Here is a 19116-nt window from a genome sequence, read left to right on the forward strand (position 1 = left end):
TCCGAGGCGATGATCCACATCGCCTCGATCGACAACCTCAGCAAGCGCATAACGGACGAGACCACGCCAACCTGGCGAGGAACTTACTAGGGCATACAGGGCAATACGCCTAGATCAAATGCCCTCTAAGAGGTCGTTTTCACCTTAATTGTTTGTGTATCGCATAGATTGCGAGTCGTGGTGGTCCGATGCTGGTGAGGTTGTCGGCACGAGCGGGGCCTTGAAAGCCGGACGGGGTGATGTCTGGGGCGGGATGCGACGTGCGCCTGTCTCATTCCAAGACGCCCGGTTCCATGCCGTGCTTCCACGACCGAAGACGCACGCCTGGGCGCACTCGGCTCGGAGCGGTACGCCCAGGTCATGAGTGAGCGACGTCCGTATCCGAGTGATCTGTCCGATGCCCGCTGGGAGTTGATCGAGCCGGTCCTCGCGGCCTGGCGCTTCGAGCGCCGCGGCCGGGCCCTGGACTTCGGTCGGCCTCCCGAACACGACCTGCGCGAGATCATGAACGCGATCCTCTATGTGGACCGCACGGGGGTGCAGTGGCGCTACCTGCCGCACGACTTCCCGCCCTGGGAGACGGTCTACGGCTACTTCGCGAAGTGGCAGAAGGAGGGGGTGTTTGTCCAGCTCAACGGCGTGCTACGGGAGTTGGTGAGGCGAAAGGAGGGCCGGAATGCCGAGCCCTCGGCCTGCGTGATCGACGCGCAGAGCGTGAAGACCTCCACCAGCGTCCCCGCCGCGAGCCAGGGCACGGACGCAGGTAAGAAGATCGTCGGCCGCAAGCGGAGCATCGTCACCGACACACTCGGCCTGCTTCTCGCGGTGCTGGTCACCGCGGCCAGTGTCCAGGACTCCGTGGCCGGCACCCAACTGCTCGACCAGGTTGCCGCCGGCCATGCCGGCATCCGCAAGGTGTGGGTCGACGGCGGTTACCGCCAGCACCTCGTCGAGCATGCCGCCACCTTGGGCATCGACATGGAAATCACCGCCCGCAAACCCGGGACCAGGGGATTCACCCCGATACCGAAGCGGTGGGCGGTGGAGCGGACGTACGGCTGGCTGATGCTCCACCGGCGCCTCGCCCGCGACTACGAGACCCTTCCCGCCCGCTCCGAAGCCATGGTCCACCTCGCCATGACCGACCTGATGGCCCGCCGCCTCACCGGCGAGACCACCATCTCCTGGCGCGACCCGACATCACGTGATGAAGTCCGCATTACGGGATGAAACAACAGGAGAAAACGACCTCTAAGACGCTATCTCATTTGGTGAGTCGGCGATAGCAGATGAGGGTGCAGGCGATGCTGGTGAAGGCCAGGAAGTGCTCGGCTTTGCGCTCGTAGCGTCGGTGCAGTCGGCGGCATCCTGCGAGCCAGGACATCGTGCGTTCTATCGTCCAGCGGTGGCGGCCCAGGCGAGTCGAGGACTCGATGCCCTTGCGGGCGATGCGGTGCCTGATGCCTCGCCTGCGTAACCATCGCCGCAGGTGGTCGTAGTCGTATCCCTTGTCGGCGTGGAGCTTTCCCGGTTTGCGCCGCCGTCGTCCGCGCCGGGAGCGGATCGGCGGTATCCCCTTCACCAGCGGGATCAGCGCCTGACTGTCGTGCAGGTTCGCCCCCGAGATCCCGACGGACAGGGGCAGACCGGTCCGCTCGGTGATCAGGTGGATCTTCGAGCCGTACTTGCCCCGGTCGACAGGATTCGGACCTGTCAGCTCCCCCTTTTCAGGGCCCGCATGTTCACCGAGTCGATCGCACAGCGGGACCAGTCCAGCTCGCCGCGGGCACCAAGCTCATCGAGGACCAGGCGGTGGAGTTTTGCCCACACCCGGGCCTTCGACCACTCGGAAAAGCGCCGGTGAGCCGTCGCTCCCGATGGCCCGAACGACGCGGACGGCAGCTGCTGCCACGTGCAGCCCGACGTGGCCACGAACACGATTGCAGCCAACACCTCCCGGTCGCCATGCCGACGCCGACCGCCGCCCTGAGGCCGCGAGGGAGCCTCCGGGACCACCCGCTGGAACAGCTCCCACAACTCATCCGGCACCAGCCGCTCAACGATCGAAACCACGACCGATAGGCTACCGATCCAAATGAGATGACGTCTAAGACCGCGCCCAGCTCCACCGGGGAAGTGCCTCTGCAGGATTCGAACCTGCGCACACGACTCCGGAGGGCCCGTGAGTCTGGGATAACGGTGCTGGTTGGAGCCTTGTGAATGGTCGGCTGTCTGGAGCCCGTCCACAAGTAGTCCATGGGAGCCTGGGCACCGCCTCGACGGCCACAGCCCCGCCACCGACTTGTGGCGTCGACTAGAGAGAGCGACGACACGAAGCCATCGAGTGCGGCAGAGTCTGTGCCCACAGGTGGCCCAGTGCTCCTCGGCCGCTGGCCTCACATGGTCGAAAACTGATGTCTCCGGGTGTTCCTGCCGTCCTCCTACCTGTTGCCCTTGGCGCGGTTGTGGGTCTGGCACAACATCGTCAAGTTGGAAAGGTTAGTCGCGCCGCCCTTCGACCACGCCGTCACGTGATCAGCGTCCATCTCTTTCTGCTTGTAGATGCGCGCTTTGTTGGCGTCATCGGTGATCACACACAGCGGGCAGTTCGACTCGCCGGCGGCCTTCGCCCTCTGCGTTTGCCGCTCGTACGCGACACGCTTGGCCTTGTCGTCGAACAGTCTGACGTCGAGCAACTGCGGCGCGGTCTTGCCACCGAGCAAGTATTCGTAGATGCCCTTGGTGTTGTGAACGTACGGATCGGCGCGGAGAGCATCGACCTCGGCGTCGATTGCGGCAGCGTTGTACGAGGTCGAGTGGTACAGCTCATAGAGCCTTCCCCACTCGAGCCCACGCATCTCCTTGTCTGGCGGGCGGGTGAAGACTCCGTCGATCCAGTCGATCACCGACGTGAAGTAGGTCTTCAGCCCGGCGATATCAGTTTCATGGCGGTGCTGTGCCAGGTAGGCGTCAACACTGATTCCTTGGGAGGACGCGACCCAGTCCAGCGCGACGGCCAGGACCTCCTGCCGCTTCGGGTCACCCTTGACGTATGAGGCCCACTTCTGCATGTTCGCGTTCTGCGAGTTGCTGTACTCGGCCTTTGCCTTCGTGATGAACGGGCCAGAGTAGATTGCGTTGAGCAGTTCCTGCTTGTTGAGCGGGACGCCAGCTATGTTGATCGTCTGGAACCATTCCCTAATCTCCTTCTCGGTGCCCTCGCAGTGGTAGACGAGCAGCTCGCTCTTCATCAACAGCTCCTGATCGTCGATCGTCAGCGAGGAGAAGGTCTGCTCCTTGCCGTCAACCTTGATCGCGAACTTGCCCGTGATGAACCGGCCGATGCTCGTGATTCGCTGCTGACCGTCGAGAACCTCTAACATTTGACCGTTAACGTTGAAGTAGATCAGCCCCAGCGGGTAGCCCTTCAGTAGAGACTCGATGACGGCGACGTCCTTCTTGCCGTCGCCGTAGATGTAATGGCGCTGGTACTCGGGCTGGATGACCAGCCTGCCAGCGAGGCCGAAGAGACCCTTGGCCTCTAGTTCGTTGTAAACGAAGCCCGTAACGATCTGTTCGACGCTGTACTGCTGCAGTTCGGTCTTCATGAGGTGCGCTTTCGGCGGATGATGATGCGCTTGTAGGCCGTGTAGTAGTACGGCTTGGTGAGCCCGAGCCGGCGATGCCCCGGGCTGTTGGTCCCCGTGCCGCCGTGTTCCTTGTAGATCCGTACGAACTCCTCGCCGAGCGTCTTCACGCCGATCTCGCGCATCGCGTCCATGTCATCAGCGTGGGCGATGATCTCGAACTGGTCGGGGTTATAGCGGTCCAAGAATGTGATTGGGACGCCCATAGGCCCGTCGTAGTCGCTCGGAATGGAGTCGACCCACGGGACTTCGATCGCCTCGCTGAAGTTGAAGTAGCGCTGGTAACCGACGCCGCGAATGTCCTTGTGCTTGGAGAACTTAATGTTGTCGGCCATGGTCATTAGCTGCAGCGGCTCGTGTCGCCGGCCGTGCTCGATATTGGTGAACCAGCAGGCATGACCCATCCGTGTGAAGTCGCGATCTTCGGTCGCGGGATATCCGAGCCGCTCGGCCTTGAGGCGATCGGCTTCCTTCACTGGCGTACCCTTGGGGACGCCGAACACCATGTCGGTATTGTTGGCCGTCGCGCCTTTCCAGAGCCGGTTCTCTCTGATCAACGGGAAGATCTCGACATAAGTAGTCGCGTTATTGTTGCCGATGGCCGCAACCTTCTTGCCAGCTTCGATCGCCCACGGGATGAACGTCCGAAACAGACTGAACGGCGGGTTGGTGATAATGATGTCGGCCTCGTCGCGCAGCGCGGTGACCTCCGCGCTGCGGAAGTCACCGTCGCCCTCCAGGTACTCCCACTGAAGGTCTTCGATGTTGACGACTCCGTCGTCGTTGATGTCCTTCGCTTCCAGGACGAACTTCTTGCCGTTGGCGTGCGTCTTAGTCTCGTCGAACTGCGGGTCGTTCATCTCGAACAGGGTCGGCTGGTAGCTGAACGATGCCGGGTTGCTGTCCGGGGCGTAGGACGTCGAAATCAGCTTCTTGAGGCCGTAGTCCGTGAAGTGCAGAGCGAAGAACTTGGCGAAGTTGGACCACTCCGGGTCATCGCACGGGAGTAGGACGACCTTGTCGCGGAAGAGGTCCGGATTATACTCGAGGTAGGCGTTTACCTCGCGCTCGATGTCGGCCCATTGAGTGTAGAACTCGTCGAACTTCGCAGCCTTTGCCGCGACGAGATTGGTGTTCTTCGTTCGCACACGGATGGGGGTATCAGCCTGCGTCATACTCGCCCTAGCTCGTCCGGTTGCACCACCGGAGACGGGGTGCGTCTGTGCGAGCATGGTACCGAGGGGTACTGGCATCGGCTGGAAGACAAGGTACGCGGGAGCTCCTGGGGGAAGGCGATCTTGGTCGTGAACCCGCCTACCAGAGGTTCTTCACGTCCGGAGGTCGCTCTCCAACCCAACTACCCGACTACCACGTCAGGTTGGGAAGGGCTCACTGAGGTCAGTGGACTCCCAATGAGCGAGTCAAGACCTGTCTTCTTGCCCTAGGGCTTGCCGGAGATTCTCGTGAGTTGGCTATTTGCTGGTCAGGGGCGGTGGGCTTGTGCGCCTGGTGGTCGTCGTCGGTCGTCATTGGCCACTGTCGAGCGTCCTCGGACGGCCCAGAGACAGCCCCCAGACAGCGGCCAGCGGCCTACGAGCTGATGGGCAACTCGCTTGCTCGTTGGCGTGCTTGGGCCCGTAGCTCCTTCAAACGGCTGTGGAACGCGTTGTGGCGGTTCTAGCCGAGGTTCAGGGGGAGTTCGAGCCGGGAGATGAGCTGTGACTCCAGATCCCGCGGTTCTCTCTGCTCGATCCAGCACACCCGCGCGTTGTCCGCTACCCACTGGCTCAGGGTGGCTTCGCCGGCCTTGCCGAAGGTCATCCGCTTGCCGCTGCCCACGCGGCGCAGCTCGAGTCCGAGCAGGCGACCGAGGGTGAGCTACAGGGTCGGGCCGGCCTCGTTGCCCCGGTAGTGGTAGCGCACCCGCTTGCGCAGGTTTTGGGTGCTAGTCCGGTTCGCTATGTACTGCGGGCTATGCCGACGTACAGCAGGCGCCCGGCGTGAACCGTCCGGGAATCTCAACTCTTGAGTACATTTCTGCGGAAGTGCCTACCTCGCACAGGTTCGCCGGTCACGAGCCCATCTGCAGAGCGACTGCGAAAACAATCAAGGTCAGTCCGCCAACCAAATAGAAGATGCGCATTTTCGCCGAAGAGTGAATCGTGAAGGATGTGACTTTAAGGTTGGCAGTATAGGGACTGTTTTGACTAATGGCTTTCGTGAGTCCCGCCTCTGGCAGTTTGGCTTGGAGTGCTGCCTCCAGTGCCTCTCCGTGCCGGACAGCACCAACGAGCAGTCGGTGATACCAGACCTGATCGACAAAATAGAAGGAAAACCATAGAATAAAACCGAGCGCCGAGATGCAGGCAGAAAGCTGAATGTCAGAACCGAAGATCTGAATGGTTGATTTCTCGCGAGCGGCTACAGCGGCTGCCCCAAGGGCGAAAGTCAGCGCGGTAAGAGCAAGTCCTCTGATTCGCCAGCCAATGTCGTTAAAGTGCTGCTGAACTGCAATAGTTTGCTTCCACATTTCGAGATAGTGGGGAACCTGATTTTCGTCCACTCATGCCTCCTCGAAGTTGAACATGGCGAGCAGTTGAGAAAATCCTTCTGTGAGCACGTAGGAAGGAGTGACCGTGGGTCGAGTGCTCAGTTCCTTCTCGCGCTCGATGTCCTGCGGGGTCCAGTGTGAGACGCGTCTCAAGAGATTGTAGCCATCCCGGTCGTGCGAGACGCCGTACCGAGCGTGCACGTCGTATACACCCAGCTCCTGGGCCATTACTACGTCTTTCATCAGGCTGTCCCCGACATAAACGGCTTCTAGCGGGCTTACTGCAAAATCAGACAGGATAGACCTGAGCACTTCTGTATTTGGTTTCAAGGCGCCTGGCGGCACGTGCTTATGCACCGTCTTGCGAAGCCCGTAAGCGCTCGAAGGTTGTGTCCGTAGCTGGTGCACGCTGACACCGGTAGGGAAATCGTGGTCAGGCGACGAATACATGACCTTGATTAGTCCGTCGAGTCCAGTGCGTCGGATGCGCCATTCCGACCAATAGGAAACCGATTCAGTGTAGGCAACAACGGGGACCTTGCGGCGTTGCAGCTCTTGCAGCGTCTCCTTTACACCTTCATAGAGTTTGGTATTCCGGAGCCTATGCCGGTTCTGTATGTGAAGAGCTTCATCGTAAACTTCTGAAGGTTTTGAGGTTGGGTGCTTAGAAAGCAACGAGGGCAGCTCGTTAAGCAAATAGGAGTACTCGCTCGTTCCCCGGCGGCGATGAACTTCTTGGATCTCACGTTCTAGCTGGTGCTGTGGGATATCGCTGAGTTCGGACAGTTTTTGCAGCATGGCCGAAAAGGATGCATGCCAGGCAGCGAACCAATCCCAGAGAGTGTTGTCGAGGTCTGTCACGAGCAGCGACACACGCGGCAGATTTTGTGGATGGACCATAGTGACCTCCGTTGTGCCAGCTGAGCGTACCTAAACTGCGGACTCCTTGAGATGTCACTCATTGTTCCTCTGTCTTAACGGTGAGTTACCCAGTCTGTTGTGTGGTGATACTCGGCGTGTCATGTTCCTCGGGGGTGTTGGCCGGTTGGTGACCGAGTGGTCGGTGGAGCGGCTTTGGGCTGGAGCTGCTTTGGCGCGAGTGATCATGGCCCCGTAAGCTTCCGGCGCGTCGGGCAGTCTGTGGACCTGCCCGTTAAGACGTCATCTCATTTGGATCGGTAGCCTATCGGTCGTGGTTTCGATCGTTGAGCGGCTGGTGCCGGATGAGTTGTGGGAGCTGTTCCAGCGGGTGGTCCCGGAGGCTCCCTCGCGGCCTCAGGGCGGCGGTCGGCGTCGGCATGGCGACCGGGAGGTGTTGGCTGCAATCGTGTTCGTGGCCACGTCGGGCTGCACGTGGCAGCAGCTGCCGTCCGCGTCGTTCGGGCCATCGGGAGCGACGGCTCACCGGCGCTTTTCCGAGTGGTCGAAGGCCCGGGTGTGGGCAAAACTCCACCGCCTGGTCCTCGATGAGCTTGGTGCCCGCGGCGAGCTGGACTGGTCCCGCTGTGCGATCGACTCGGTGAACATGCGGGCCCTGAAAAGGGGGAGCTGACAGGTCCGAATCCTGTCGACCGGGGCAAGTACGGCTCGAAGATCCACCTGATCACCGAGCGGACCGGTCTGCCCCTGTCCGTCGGGATCTCGGGGGCGAACCTGCACGACAGTCAGGCGCTGATCCCGCTGGTGAAGGGGATACCGCCGATCCGCTCCCGGCGCGGACGACGGCGGCGCAAACCGGGAAAGCTCCACGCCGACAAGGGATACGACTACGACCACCTGCGGCGATGGTTACGCAGGCGAGGCATCAGGCACCGCATCGCCCGCAAGGGCATCGAGTCCTCGACTCGCCTGGGCCGCCACCGCTGGACGATAGAACGCACGATGTCCTGGCTCGCAGGATGCCGCCGACTGCACCGACGCTACGAGCGCAAAGCCGAGCACTTCCTGGCCTTCACCAGCATCGCCTGCACCCTCATCTGCTATCGCCGACTCACCAAATGAGATGGCGTCTAAGACACGAGAGGGCGTGGCAGACGCTCTTGCGGCTGTGGGTCTCGCCATGGTCAGTAGGGAAGCCGGTGTGCCGTCGGATGAGTCGCTGCGGTTGGCGTTCCGGTGGGGGGTTGTGCCCGCGAACGTGGGAGCGGAGCCGCCAGCCGACCTCAAGGCCGCCTACGAGTGGGTCACGACGACCGACCGGCCGTTGCGCGACCTGGCCGACCCCGAGGTGTTCGAAGACGTGCTGTATCGCCTGAGCTACAAGCTCGACGGCACCCCTGCGGCGGGTGACACCTACAGGCGCCGTCGCCGCGCGCTGAACACAGCCCTCGAACACGCGGTGGTCGTCGGGGAGCTCCCAGAGAATCCGCTTCAGCGGGCCCGCCGGAAGCATGTCGGCTCCAACGGCGTGGTCGACAGGCGCGTTCTCGTGAACGCCGTACAGGCCCGTCAGTTGCTCACGGCAGTTTCCTACGTCGGGTCGTGGGATCGCTGCCGTGGACGGCGCCTAGCGGCCTTCTACGCGGTCCTGTACTACGCGGGACTCCGACCCGCTGAGGCGGTGGGGCTACGGCTGTCAGACTGCCACTTGCCCGACTCGGGTTGGGGCACGTTGACGCTGCGGGAGACACGTCCCGTCTCCGGGAAGCAGTGGACCGACTCCGGGGAGCGGCACGACCGCCGGGGCCTGAAGGCGCGGGAGGCCACCAGCGACCGGCCAGTGCCCATCCCGCCTGTCCTGGTCGCCATCCTGCGGGCCCACCTGAAGGCGTTCGGGACAGCCAAGGAAGGGCGCGTGTTCGGCAACGAGCGCGGGGGCGTGGTCGGCTCGTCTACCTACTGGCGGGTGTGGGAGGAAGCGCGGGAGTACGCACTTCCGCCGGAACGGGTCGCTACGCCGTTGGCCGGACGACCGTACGACCTACGGCACGCCTGCATCACGCGATGGCTGAACGCCGGGGTGCCGATCGCTGAGGTGGCCCGCCGGGTCGGCAACTCGCCAGAGGTGATCCACCGCCGGTATCACGGGTGCATCGACGGTCACGAGGAAGCCGCGAACGCGAAGATCACAAAGGCGCTGGAGGAAGACGGCGACCTGACCTGAAGGGCGTGTCGCGTGTATCGCAGATGGTGCGTGAACACTGAGAGACAGTGAGAGAGAGCGGGAGACAGTGAGACTGTCTCCCGCTCTCTCATGTCGGCATCCGCCCAGGTCTCTATTCAACACTGTGAGGTGACCAGGCGAGTGCCCCCGGCAGGATTCGAACCTGCGCACACGGCTCCGGAGGCCGTTGCTCTATCCCCTGAGCTACGGGGGCGTGTCGGTCGCGGTGGTGTGCTCGCGGCGACGGGTAGAACACTACCAGCTCCGGTGGGGTGTTCATGAACAGGTTTGTGGTCGGGCGGGGGTGCGGTGGGGTCGCCCGGACGGGGTGGAAGTGGGGAAAACCCGGACGCGGTGGCCGGTGCCGACCTACTCTCGAGTTGTGCCAGGCGCGTCGGGCCGGGTGCTTGTTGTGGACGACAACAAGGTCATCCGGCAGTTGATCAGGGTCAATCTCGAGCTGGAGGGCCTCGAGGTCGTGACCGCGGCCGATGGTGCCGAGTGTCTGGAAGTCGTGCATCAGGTGCGGCCCGATGTGGTCACCCTCGATGTCGTCATGCCTCGGTTGGACGGGCTGCGGACCGCCGCCCGGCTGCGGAGTGATCCACGCACTCGGGACCTGCCCCTCGTCGTCATCAGTGCTTGTACGCAGTACGAGGTCGAGAGTGGCCTCGACATAGGTGTCGATGCCTTTCTGTCCAAGCCGTTTGAGCCGGTGGAGCTGGTGCGGGTGGTGCGGGGGTTGGTTGAGGGCGAGGGTGAGGGGGAGTGGGAGGGGAGGCGGCAGAGGCGTGGTGGTTCGGCGGGTTCTGCCTCGGGTGTCCACCCCGTTCCGGCTGCGGCTGCGGCTTCTACTCCGGCTTCTGCTTCGGCTTCTGCTGCGGCCTCGGCTTCTCCTTCCGCTTCCGCCTCAGCCGCGCCAGCCGCTCAGCACACCCTCACCACCACCCCCGAGCCCGCGGAGCCCGCTGCCGAGCAGGCCGGTGGGTGAGGCGGGTCCGGGGGGCGACCGGTCCGCTGACGTCGCCGTGCCCGTCCATATCCCGGGACCGTCCCCAAACCGGTTCGCATACCCACCCCCCTCCTCCCATACGCTTGTCCCGTGACCCCCGTCGAGCTCTCCCGTACCGTCCTGCACGCCGTGCGTCGTGCTGTTGATGACGGGGAGCTGGCGGTTGCCGTGCCCGAGCGGGCCGTCGTGGGGGCGCCCGGGCCGGGTGGGTGTGGGGATTACGCCACCAACATCGCCCTTCAGCTGGCGCGGCCCGCCGGGCAGCCCGCGGTGCGGGTAGCTGAGGTACTGCGGGGGTATCTCGGGCAGGTTGACGGGATCGAGGGCGTCGAGATCACCGGACCCGGGTTCCTCAACATCCGGCTCGACGACGGCGCCGCCCTCGACGTCGTACGGCGGATTCTGCGGGAGCGGGAGCGGTACGGGCATTCACGGGTCATGGAAGGGCAGGTCGTCTCGCTGCGCGTGCCGTACGAGGTGCGGGCCGAGGCCGTTGCCGATGCCGTCGTACGGATCGTCGCCTCACAGGGGGGACGGGGTGAGGTCGAGCACCAGGAGCCTGTCAACCTGCGGCCCGTGCCCGCCCACGAGGACCCCTCGGTTCTCGGTGCCGATGCCGCGCTCTGGGCCCTGCTGTCCCCCGCCCCGCACGACCGGCCCAGGGTCAGTGCGGAGCATCTCGTGCAGCGGGAGTGCAATCCGCTGTTCCGGGTGCGGTACGCCCATGCGCGGACCAGGGCGGTGAGGCGCAACGCCGTCGACCTCGGGTTCGGTGCGGAGGCGCGGGGCGCCCTGAGTAAGAACCAGCAGCTTGTTTCCCTGCTCGCCGATCATCCCCGGGTTCTCGAAGCCGCCGCCCGGCACCGTGCCCCCGACCGTCTCGCCCGGCACCTCGTCGCGGTCGCCGATGCCGTGCTGCCCATGGTGCCGACCGTGCTGCCCCGTGGGGACGAGAAACCCTCGGCCGCCCACCGGACCCGGCTCGCTGTCGCCGAAGCCGCCGGGGCGGTGCTCGCCGGTGGCCTGTCCCTGCTCGGCATCGATGCACCCGATCACCTCTGAAGGGGCGCCTCCCGGTCGCCCCGAGACGAGCCACCCGAGAAAGCCTGCGAAGACATGAGCCGTTCCGCACACCCCGCCGGGCCCCGGCACGCCGACGTCCTGCCCGAGGGGCACTACTCCGCCCCGCCCGCCGATCTCAACGTGCTCGACCCCAAGGTGTGGGCCGAGACCGTCAGGCGTGGGGAGGAGGGGGTGCTCTCCGTGGGGGGTGTCGACGTCACCGCGCTCGCGGAGGAGTTCGGTACCCCCGCCTACATCCTCGACGAGGCCGACTTCCGGGCGCGGGCCCGGGCCTGGCGGGCCGCCTTCGGGGCGGACGCCGATGTGTTCTACGCCGGTAAGGCGTTCCTCTCCCGGGCCGTGGTGCGGTGGCTGCACGAGGAGGGGCTCAATCTGGATGTTTGTTCCGGGGGTGAGCTGGCGACCGCTCTCTCCGCCGGGATGCCCGCCGAGCGCATCGCCTTCCACGGGAACAACAAGTCCGTCGACGAGATCGAGCGGGCCGTCCGGGCCGGGGTGGGGCGGATCGTCCTGGACTCCTTCCAGGAGATCGTGCGGGTCGCGCACATCGCCCAGTCGCTCGGCAAGCGGCAGCGCGTGCAGATTCGTATCACCGTGGGGGTGGAGGCGCACACGCACGAGTTCATCGCCACCGCTCACGAGGATCAGAAGTTCGGGATTCCGCTGGCGGGCGGGCAGGCCGCGGAGGCCGTGCGGCGGGCGCTCAGGCTGGACGGGCTCGAGCTGATCGGGATCCACTCGCACATCGGGTCGCAGATCTTCGACATGTCCGGGTTCGAGGTGGCCGCCCACCGGGTCGTTGGGCTGCTCAAGGAGATTCGTGACGAGCACGGCGTGGAGCTGCCCGAGATCGATCTCGGGGGCGGGCTCGGGATCGCCTACACCAGCGATGACGATCCCCGTGAGCCGCACGAGATCGCCAAGGCGTTGAGTGAGATCGTCACGCGTGAGTGCGAGAGCGCGAAGCTGCGGACGCCTCGGATCTCCGTCGAGCCGGGGCGGGCCATCGTCGGGCCCACCGCCTTCACCCTCTACGAGGTCGGCACCGTCAAGCCGCTCGACGGGCTGCGGACCTATGTGTCCGTCGACGGTGGCATGTCCGACAACATCCGGACCGCGCTCTACGACGCCGAGTACAGCGTGGCGCTCGTCTCCCGTTCCTCCGACGCCCCGCCGATGCTCTCGCGTGTCGTCGGCAAGCACTGTGAGAGCGGGGACATCGTGGTCAAGGACGCCTTCCTGCCCGCCGACGTGGCGCCGGGGGACCTGATCGCCGTACCGGCGACGGGCGCCTACTGCCGGTCCATGGCCAGCAACTACAACCACGTCCTGCGGCCGCCCGTGGTGGCCGTGCGGGACGGCGAGGCCCGGGTCATCGTCCGGCGGGAGACGGAGGACGACCTCCTGCGTCTCGACGTCGGGTGACACCCGCCCGGGGACGGAAGATCTTCTGTTCTTCCGTCCCGCAGAAATGAAATCGATGTCTCACGATCCGGACCGAGGGCAGAAACTCCGGTCCGGTGAGTGAGACTGGAGCAACCGTAGACGGTATGAGGAAACGAGGTCGGATGATGCGTACGCGTCCGCTGAAGGTGGCGCTGCTGGGCTGTGGGGTCGTCGGCTCAGAGGTGGCGCGCATCATGACGACGCACGCCGACGACCTCGCCGCCCGGATCGGGGCACCCGTGGAACTGGCCGGGGTCGCCGTCCGGCGGCCCGGGAAGGTGCGGGAGGGCATCCCGGCCGAGCTGATCACCACCGACGCGACCGCCCTCGTCAAACGCGGCGACATTGATGTCGTGGTGGAGGTCATCGGGGGGATCGAGCCCGCCCGTACGCTCATCACCACCGCCTTCGCGCACGGGGCCTCCGTCGTCTCCGCCAACAAGGCGCTGCTCGCCCAGGAAGGCGCCGATCTGCACGCCGCCGCCGAGCAGCACGGGCGGGACCTGTACTACGAGGCCGCCGTCGCCGGCGCCATCCCGCTGATCCGGCCGCTGCGCGAGTCCCTCGCGGGGGACAAGGTCAACCGGGTACTCGGGATCGTCAACGGCACCACCAACTTCATCCTCGACAAGATGGACTCGACCGGGGCGGGGTACCAGGAAGCCCTCGACGAGGCCACCGCGCTCGGATACGCCGAAGCCGACCCGACCGCCGACGTCGAGGGGTTCGACGCCGCCGCCAAGGCCGCCATCCTCGCCGGGATCGCCTTCCACACGCGCGTGCGCCTCGACGACGTCTACCGCGAGGGCATGACCGAGGTGACCGCCGCCGACTTCGTCTCCGCCCGGGAGATGGGGTGCACCATCAAGCTGCTCGCCATCTGCGAGCGGGCCGAGGACGGGGGATCGGTGACCGCGCGGGTGCATCCCGCGATGATCCCGCTCACGCATCCGCTCGCCTCCGTGCGCGGCGCGTACAACGCCGTGTTCGTGGAGTCGGACGCCGCCGGGCAACTGATGTTCTACGGCCCCGGGGCCGGCGGCAGTCCCACCGCCTCCGCCGTCCTCGGTGACCTCGTCGCCGTGTGCCGCAACCGGCTCAACGGGGCCACCGGGCCCGGTGAGTCGGCGTACGCCGCACTGCCGGTGTCGTCGATGGGCGAGGTCGTCACGCGGTACCACATCAGCCTGGACGTCGCGGACAAACCCGGTGTCCTCGCCCAGGTCGCGACCGTGTTCGCCGAGCACGGGGTGTCCATCGACACCGTCCGTCAGCAGGGCAAGGACGGCGAGGCGTCCCTCGTCGTCGTCACCCATCGTGCGTCCGACGCGGCCCTCGGCGGGACCGTGGAGGCGTTGCGCAAGCTCGACACCGTGCGGGGTGTCGCCAGCATCATGCGGGTTGAAGGAGAGTAACCAGCAATGACCCACCAGTGGCGCGGAATCATCGAGGAGTACCGGGACCGGCTGCCCGTCTCCGACACGACGCCGGTCGTGACGCTCCGTGAGGGCGGTACGCCCCTCGTACCCGCGCAGGTGCTCTCCGAGCGCACGGGCTGCGAGGTCCACCTGAAGGTGGAGGGCGCCAACCCCACCGGGTCCTTCAAGGACCGCGGCATGACCATGGCCATCAGCAAGGCCAAGGAGGAGGGGGCCAAGGCCGTGATCTGTGCCTCCACCGGCAACACCTCCGCCTCCGCCGCCGCCTACGCCGTGCGCGCGGGGATGGTCTCGGCGGTTCTGGTGCCGCAGGGCAAGATCGCCCTGGGGAAGATGGGCCAGGCACTCGTCCACGGCGCCAAGATCCTCCAGGTCGACGGCAACTTCGACGACTGTCTGACCCTGGCCCGCGCGCTCAGCGACAACTACCCCGTGGCGCTGGTCAATTCGGTCAATCCGGTGCGTATCGAGGGTCAGAAGACGGCCGCGTTCGAGATCGTCGACATGCTCGGCGACGCCCCGGACATCCATGTCCTGCCGGTCGGCAACGCGGGCAACATCACCGCCTACTGGCGGGGTTACCGGGAGTACGCCGCCGACGGCGTGGCCACGAAGACCCCGCGCATGTGGGGGTACCAGGCCTCCGGCTCCGCGCCCATCGTGCGCGGTGAGGTCGTCAAGGACCCGTCGACGATCGCCACCGCCATCCGGATCGGCAACCCGGCCTCCTGGCAGTACGCGCTCGCCGCCCGCGACGAGTCCGGCGGCCACATCGACGAGGTGACGGACCGTGAGATCCTGCGCGCCTACCGGCTGTTGGCCGCGCAGGAGGGTGTCTTCGTCGAGCCCGCCTCCGCCGCGTCCGTGGCCGGGCTGCTGAAGGCCGCCGAGCAGGGCAAGGTCGACCCCGGGCAGCGGATCGTGTGCACCGTCACCGGCAACGGCCTCAAGGACCCCGACTGGGCCGTCGCGGGCGCCCCGCAGCCCGTCACCGTCCCGGTCGACGCGGCGACGGCGGCCGAGCGCCTGGGTCTGGTCTGAGAGGACCTGCGGGCCGAGGGCGGAACCCGGTCGAGTACCCACCCCGACCGGGGTAAACCTTCCCCGGCCCGAGAAACACGTCCACCGAGGTCATTCCCTGGGAAGGGGGCACAGGGGGCTTACGACACGCATCGTGCGCCTCCTGTGCGCCCTATGTCGCCACAGAACCTTCCTTCGATAAGCTGTACCGAACCCGCCTCCCGCATATGCCCGTCGAGGGCACGGTGCCGAGCGGCCCGAGGGGCCGGGGTTCCCGTACGTATCGTCTTCGAATGTCCTCGACCATCACGCAGCTCAAGGAGAGTCAACGAGCGATGGCCGGTCCAGCGTTCCGCGCCGCCGCCGTCCGGGTGCGCGTCCCCGCCACCAGCGCCAACCTCGGCCCGGGCTTCGACGCCCTCGGCCTCGCGCTGGGCTTGTACGACGACGTCGTCGTCCGGGTGGCCGACTCCGGGCTGCACATCGACATCGCGGGCGAGGGCAGCGAGACCCTCCCGCGCGACGAGAGCCATCTGCTCGTACGCTCCCTGCGCACCGCCTTCGACGTCCTCGGCGGCCAGCCCCGCGGCCTGGAGATCGTCTGCGCCAACCGCATCCCGCACGGCCGCGGCCTCGGCTCCTCCTCCGCCGCCATCTGCGCCGGGATCGTCGCCGCCCGCGCCGTGGCGATAGGCGGCGAGACCCGCCTCGACGACGCCGCCCTGCTGGAACTCGCCACCGAGATCGAGGGCCACCCCGACAATGTCGCCGCCTGTCTGCTCGGCGGCTTCACCCTCTCCTGGATGGAGGCGGGCGCCGCGCGGGCGATCAGGATGGAGCCCGCCGATTCCATCGTTCCGGTGGTTTTCGTGCCCGGAAAGCCGGTCCTCACCGAGACCGCGCGCGGACTGCTCCCGCGCACCGTGCCGCATGTCGACGCCGCCGCCAACGCGGGCCGTGCCGCCCTGCTCGTCGAGGCCCTCACCAGGCGCCCCGAGCTGCTGCTGCCCGCCACCGAGGACCGTCTCCACCAGGAGTACCGCGCCCCCGCCATGCCGGAGAGCGCCGCGCTGGTGGAGCGGCTGCGCGCCGACGGCGTACCGGCGGTCATCTCCGGCGCCGGACCCACCGTAATGGCCCTGGCGGACGCGGCCAGCGCCGACAAGGTGGAGGCGCTGGCCGGATCGGGCTGGGCCGCCAACCGGCTCGGCCTGGATGTCGAGGGAGCGAGCGTGCTGCCGCTCGCGACCGGTACGAATCCCGGCGCCACCAGCACGGATGCCGAAGGCGACGGTGGCCACGGCACGGCCGCCGACATCAGCGGCGCCAAATAAAGCGGGCGGTTGCCGGATTTCGAGAGGGGGAATGTTTGTTGGATCCGGTAGTGTTAACCTCAAGTCTGCACCCGACCCCACCATGGCGAGGTGCCTCGTGTCCCCGTCCGGGACAGACATTCTTCCGGGAGCTCCCCAAGCCGCACTGTGTTCTGTACCTCGTACGCGGGCAGTACGTCGTATGCCGACACTGAGCGGATCTGCGGGCACGCTCCGGAACCGGTGCGACCACGCCACGTGACACTGGGTGCCACGGCTCGAGGTTGCGCCATCACCAGATATCTCTTCCGCCTCTTTGGCGGACCACCGCCCCGGCACGGTCCACACAGCAAGGGCCGAAGCCGGACAGCACAACCGGTCGCCGAGCCAGACAGGCCGACGTCCGCTCCAGGGAAGGACCCTTCGTGAGCGACACCACCGATCTGATGGGCGCACGTGTCGAGGAGACCGCTGCCGCGCCCGCCACGGACGCCTCCGCGCCTGCCACCGGTGCCGGCTCCCGGCGGCGCCGCGGTACCGGCCTCGAGGGCATGGTGCTGGCCGAGCTGCAACAGGTCGCATCCGGCCTCGGCATCAGGGGCACCGCGCGTATGCGCAAGAGCCAGCTGATCGAGGTCATCAAGGAGGCGCAGGCGTCCGGTGGCGCCCCGGCCAAGGCCGACACCGCCACCGAGACCAAGCCGAAGCGCCGCACCACCTCGCGGGCCCGCACCGGCGGCGAGGCTGCCGAGAAGAAGGCCGACGCCGCCCCCGCCGAGAAGGCTGCTCCCGAGGCCCAGGCCGAGAAGGCCGTGGCCCAGCAGCAGATCGAGATCCCCGGCCAGCCCGCCAGCACGGACGCCCCCGCCGAGCGGCGCCGGCGCCGGGCCACCGCCGAGGCGGGCAGCCCCGAGACCGTGACCGCCGAGGCGAAGACCGAGTCGAAGGCCGAGACGCCCGCGCAGCAGCCGCAGGGCCAGGCGCAGCAGTCCCCGTCCCAGCAGGGCGACGCCAAGGGCGACGCCGGTGACGGTGGCGAGGGCCGCCGCCGCGACCGCCGTGAGCGCGGCCGGGACCGCGACCGCCGCGGCAAGGGCGACGACCAGCAGAACCAGGGCCAGCAGCAGCGCCAGCAGGGCGGCGGCCGTCAGGACCGTCAGGACCGCCAGCAGGACGACGACGACTTCGAGGGCGGCCGTCGGGGCCGTCGCGGGCGCTACCGCGACCGCCGTGGCCGTCGTGGCCGCGACGAGATGGGCCAGGAGCCGCAGATCGCCGAGGACGACGTCCTGATCCCGGTCGCGGGCATCCTGGACATCCTCGACAACTACGCCTTCATCCGCACGTCGGGCTACCTCCCGGGCCCCAACGACGTGTACGTCTCCCTCGCCCAGGTCCGCAAGAACGGCCTGCGCAAGGGTGACCACGTCACCGGTGCGGTCCGGCAGCCCAAGGAAGGCGAGCGGCGCGAGAAGTTCAACGCGCTGGTCCGCCTGGACTCCGTCAACGGCATGGCGCCCGAACACGGCCGTGGCCGCCCGGAGTTCAACAAGCTGACCCCGCTGTACCCGCAGGACCGGCTCCGTCTGGAGACCGACCCGGGCGTGCTGACCACCCGGATCATCGACCTCGTGTCGCCGATCGGCAAGGGCCAGCGCGGTCTGATCGTGGCCCCGCCGAAGACCGGCAAGACCATGATCATGCAGGCGATCGCCAACGCGATCACCCACAACAACCCCGAGTGCCACCTGATGGTCGTCCTGGTCGACGAGCGTCCGGAAGAGGTCACCGACATGCAGCGGTCGGTCAAGGGCGAGGTCATCTCCTCGACCTTCGACCGCCCGGCCGAGGACCACACCACGGTCGCCGAGCTGGCCATCGAGCGGGCCAAGCGGCTGGTGGAGCTGGGCCACGACGTGGTCGTCCTGCTCGACTCGATCACGCGTCTGGGCCGCGCCTACAACCTGGCCGCGCCCGCCTCCGGCCGCATCCTCTCCGGTGGTGTCGACTCCACCGCCCTGTACCCGCCGAAGCGCTTCTTCGGTGCCGCGCGCAACATCGAGGACGGTGGCTCGCTCACCATCCTGGCGACGGCGCTCGTCGACACCGGGTCCCGCATGGACGAGGTGATCTTCGAGGAGTTCAAGGGCACCGGCAACATGGAGCTGAAGCTCGACCGGAAGCTCGCCGACAAGCGGATCTTCCCGGCGGTGGACGTGGACGCGTCCGGTACCCGTAAGGAAGAGATCCTGCTCGGTGCCGAGGAGCTGGGCATCGTCTGGAAGCTGCGGCGGGTGCTGCACGCGCTGGACCAGCAGCAGGCGATCGAGCTGCTGCTGGACAAGATGAAGCAGACGAAGTCGAACGTCGAGTTCCTGATGCAGATCCAGAAGACGACGCCGACGCCGGGCAACGGCGACTGAGACCGGCGCGGTTGACGGAACGGGCCGCCCTCCGGGGCGGCCCGTTCCGCGTTTCCGGCTCGGGGCAGGGTCGCGCCCG

At 66.5% G+C, this 19116-nt stretch carries 15 protein-coding genes, 1 tRNA gene and 2 pseudogenes; 11 read left to right on the top strand and 7 right to left on the bottom strand.

Annotated features, from left to right (window positions below; translation table 11 throughout):
• Together KBY47_RS25255 and KBY47_RS25260 are read left to right on the top strand one after the other, a co-directional pair.
• Positions 1-90 (top strand): annotated as a pseudogene (locus KBY47_RS25255) (IS5/IS1182 family transposase); the annotation flags it as partial.
• A gap of 270 nt (positions 91-360) precedes the next feature.
• Complete coding sequence (locus KBY47_RS25260) at positions 361-1230, top strand: IS5 family transposase (RefSeq protein WP_210924569.1); 870 nt, start codon at positions 361-363, stop codon at positions 1228-1230.
• Between the two features lie 34 nt (positions 1231-1264).
• Here KBY47_RS25260 and KBY47_RS25265 read toward each other — a convergent pair.
• The 6 genes from KBY47_RS25265 to KBY47_RS25290 form a co-directional block, all read right to left on the bottom strand.
• A protein-coding gene (locus tag KBY47_RS25265; protein ID WP_210920869.1) for an IS5 family transposase occupies positions 1265-2064 on the bottom strand; the annotation gives its coding sequence in 2 pieces (ribosomal slippage) (positions 1265-1716 and positions 1716-2064; 801 coding nt in all).
• Between the two features lie 377 nt (positions 2065-2441).
• Entirely contained in the window at positions 2442-3608 is a 1167-nt protein-coding gene (locus tag KBY47_RS25270) for a DUF262 domain-containing protein (protein ID WP_210924571.1), read from the bottom strand.
• Positions 3605-4795 (bottom strand): adenine-specific methyltransferase EcoRI family protein, encoded by a 1191-nt coding sequence (locus tag KBY47_RS25275; RefSeq protein WP_210924577.1) that lies wholly within the window; start codon positions 4793-4795, stop codon positions 3605-3607. Before KBY47_RS25275 ends, KBY47_RS25270 begins: the two co-directional genes overlap by 4 nt.
• A gap of 529 nt (positions 4796-5324) precedes the next feature.
• Positions 5325-5486, bottom strand: coding sequence for a GIY-YIG nuclease family protein (locus KBY47_RS36710; RefSeq protein WP_247695209.1), 162 nt, complete (start codon positions 5484-5486; stop codon positions 5325-5327).
• A 232-nt stretch (positions 5487-5718) separates the two neighbouring features.
• Entirely contained in the window at positions 5719-6210 is a 492-nt protein-coding gene (locus tag KBY47_RS25285; protein ID WP_210924579.1) for a hypothetical protein, read from the bottom strand.
• Positions 6211-7071, bottom strand: coding sequence for an HAD family hydrolase (locus tag KBY47_RS25290; RefSeq protein WP_308405278.1), 861 nt, complete (start codon positions 7069-7071; stop codon positions 6211-6213).
• A gap of 328 nt (positions 7072-7399) precedes the next feature.
• On the opposite strand from KBY47_RS25290, the gene KBY47_RS25295 reads away from it, so the two are divergent.
• Both KBY47_RS25295 and KBY47_RS25300 read left to right on the top strand, forming a co-directional pair.
• Positions 7400-8199 (top strand): IS5 family transposase gene (locus KBY47_RS25295; RefSeq protein ID WP_210920869.1). Its coding sequence is split into 2 segments (ribosomal slippage): positions 7400-7748 and positions 7748-8199, totalling 801 coding nucleotides; the frame shifts between segments, so codons are not numbered across the junction.
• 25 nt (positions 8200-8224) lie between these two features.
• A complete protein-coding gene (locus tag KBY47_RS25300) occupies positions 8225-9301 on the top strand; it encodes a tyrosine-type recombinase/integrase (protein WP_308405280.1) in 1077 nt (358 codons plus the stop codon).
• Positions 9302-9443: 142 nt separating this feature from the next.
• Here the strand turns inward: KBY47_RS25300 and KBY47_RS25305 are convergent.
• Positions 9444-9515 (bottom strand) — tRNA-Arg (locus KBY47_RS25305).
• A 114-nt stretch (positions 9516-9629) separates the two neighbouring features.
• Here KBY47_RS25305 and KBY47_RS36715 point away from each other — a divergent pair.
• From KBY47_RS36715 to rho, 7 genes and pseudogenes are all read left to right on the top strand, one after another.
• Positions 9630-10121: pseudogene (locus tag KBY47_RS36715) on the top strand (PleD family two-component system response regulator); the annotation flags it as partial.
• 282 nt (positions 10122-10403) lie between these two features.
• Complete coding sequence (gene nrtL, locus KBY47_RS25315; protein WP_210924585.1) at positions 10404-11375, top strand: ArgS-related anticodon-binding protein NrtL; 972 nt, start codon at positions 10404-10406, stop codon at positions 11373-11375.
• Between the two features lie 54 nt (positions 11376-11429).
• Positions 11430-12821 carry a diaminopimelate decarboxylase gene (gene lysA, locus KBY47_RS25320; RefSeq protein WP_210924587.1) on the top strand — a complete coding sequence of 464 codons (1392 nt, stop codon included), beginning with the start codon at positions 11430-11432 and terminating at the stop codon, positions 12819-12821.
• A gap of 143 nt (positions 12822-12964) precedes the next feature.
• Positions 12965-14257, top strand: a complete 1293-nt coding sequence (locus KBY47_RS25325; RefSeq protein WP_210924701.1) for a homoserine dehydrogenase — start codon at positions 12965-12967, stop codon at positions 14255-14257.
• A gap of 6 nt (positions 14258-14263) precedes the next feature.
• Positions 14264-15322, top strand: coding sequence for a threonine synthase (gene thrC / locus KBY47_RS25330; RefSeq protein ID WP_210924589.1), 1059 nt, complete (start codon positions 14264-14266; stop codon positions 15320-15322).
• A gap of 314 nt (positions 15323-15636) precedes the next feature.
• On the top strand, positions 15637-16635 hold the full coding sequence (gene thrB / locus KBY47_RS25335) for a homoserine kinase (RefSeq protein ID WP_247695220.1): 999 nt from the start codon (positions 15637-15639) through the stop codon (positions 16633-16635).
• A 404-nt stretch (positions 16636-17039) separates the two neighbouring features.
• On the top strand, positions 17040-19037 hold the full coding sequence (rho, locus tag KBY47_RS25340; RefSeq protein ID WP_210924591.1) for a transcription termination factor Rho: 1998 nt from the start codon (positions 17040-17042) through the stop codon (positions 19035-19037).
• Positions 19038-19116 lie beyond the last annotated feature (79 nt).

Source organism: Streptomyces sp. B93, from assembly GCF_018070565.1.
Taxonomy (GTDB): Bacteria; Actinomycetota; Actinomycetes; order Streptomycetales; family Streptomycetaceae; genus Streptomyces.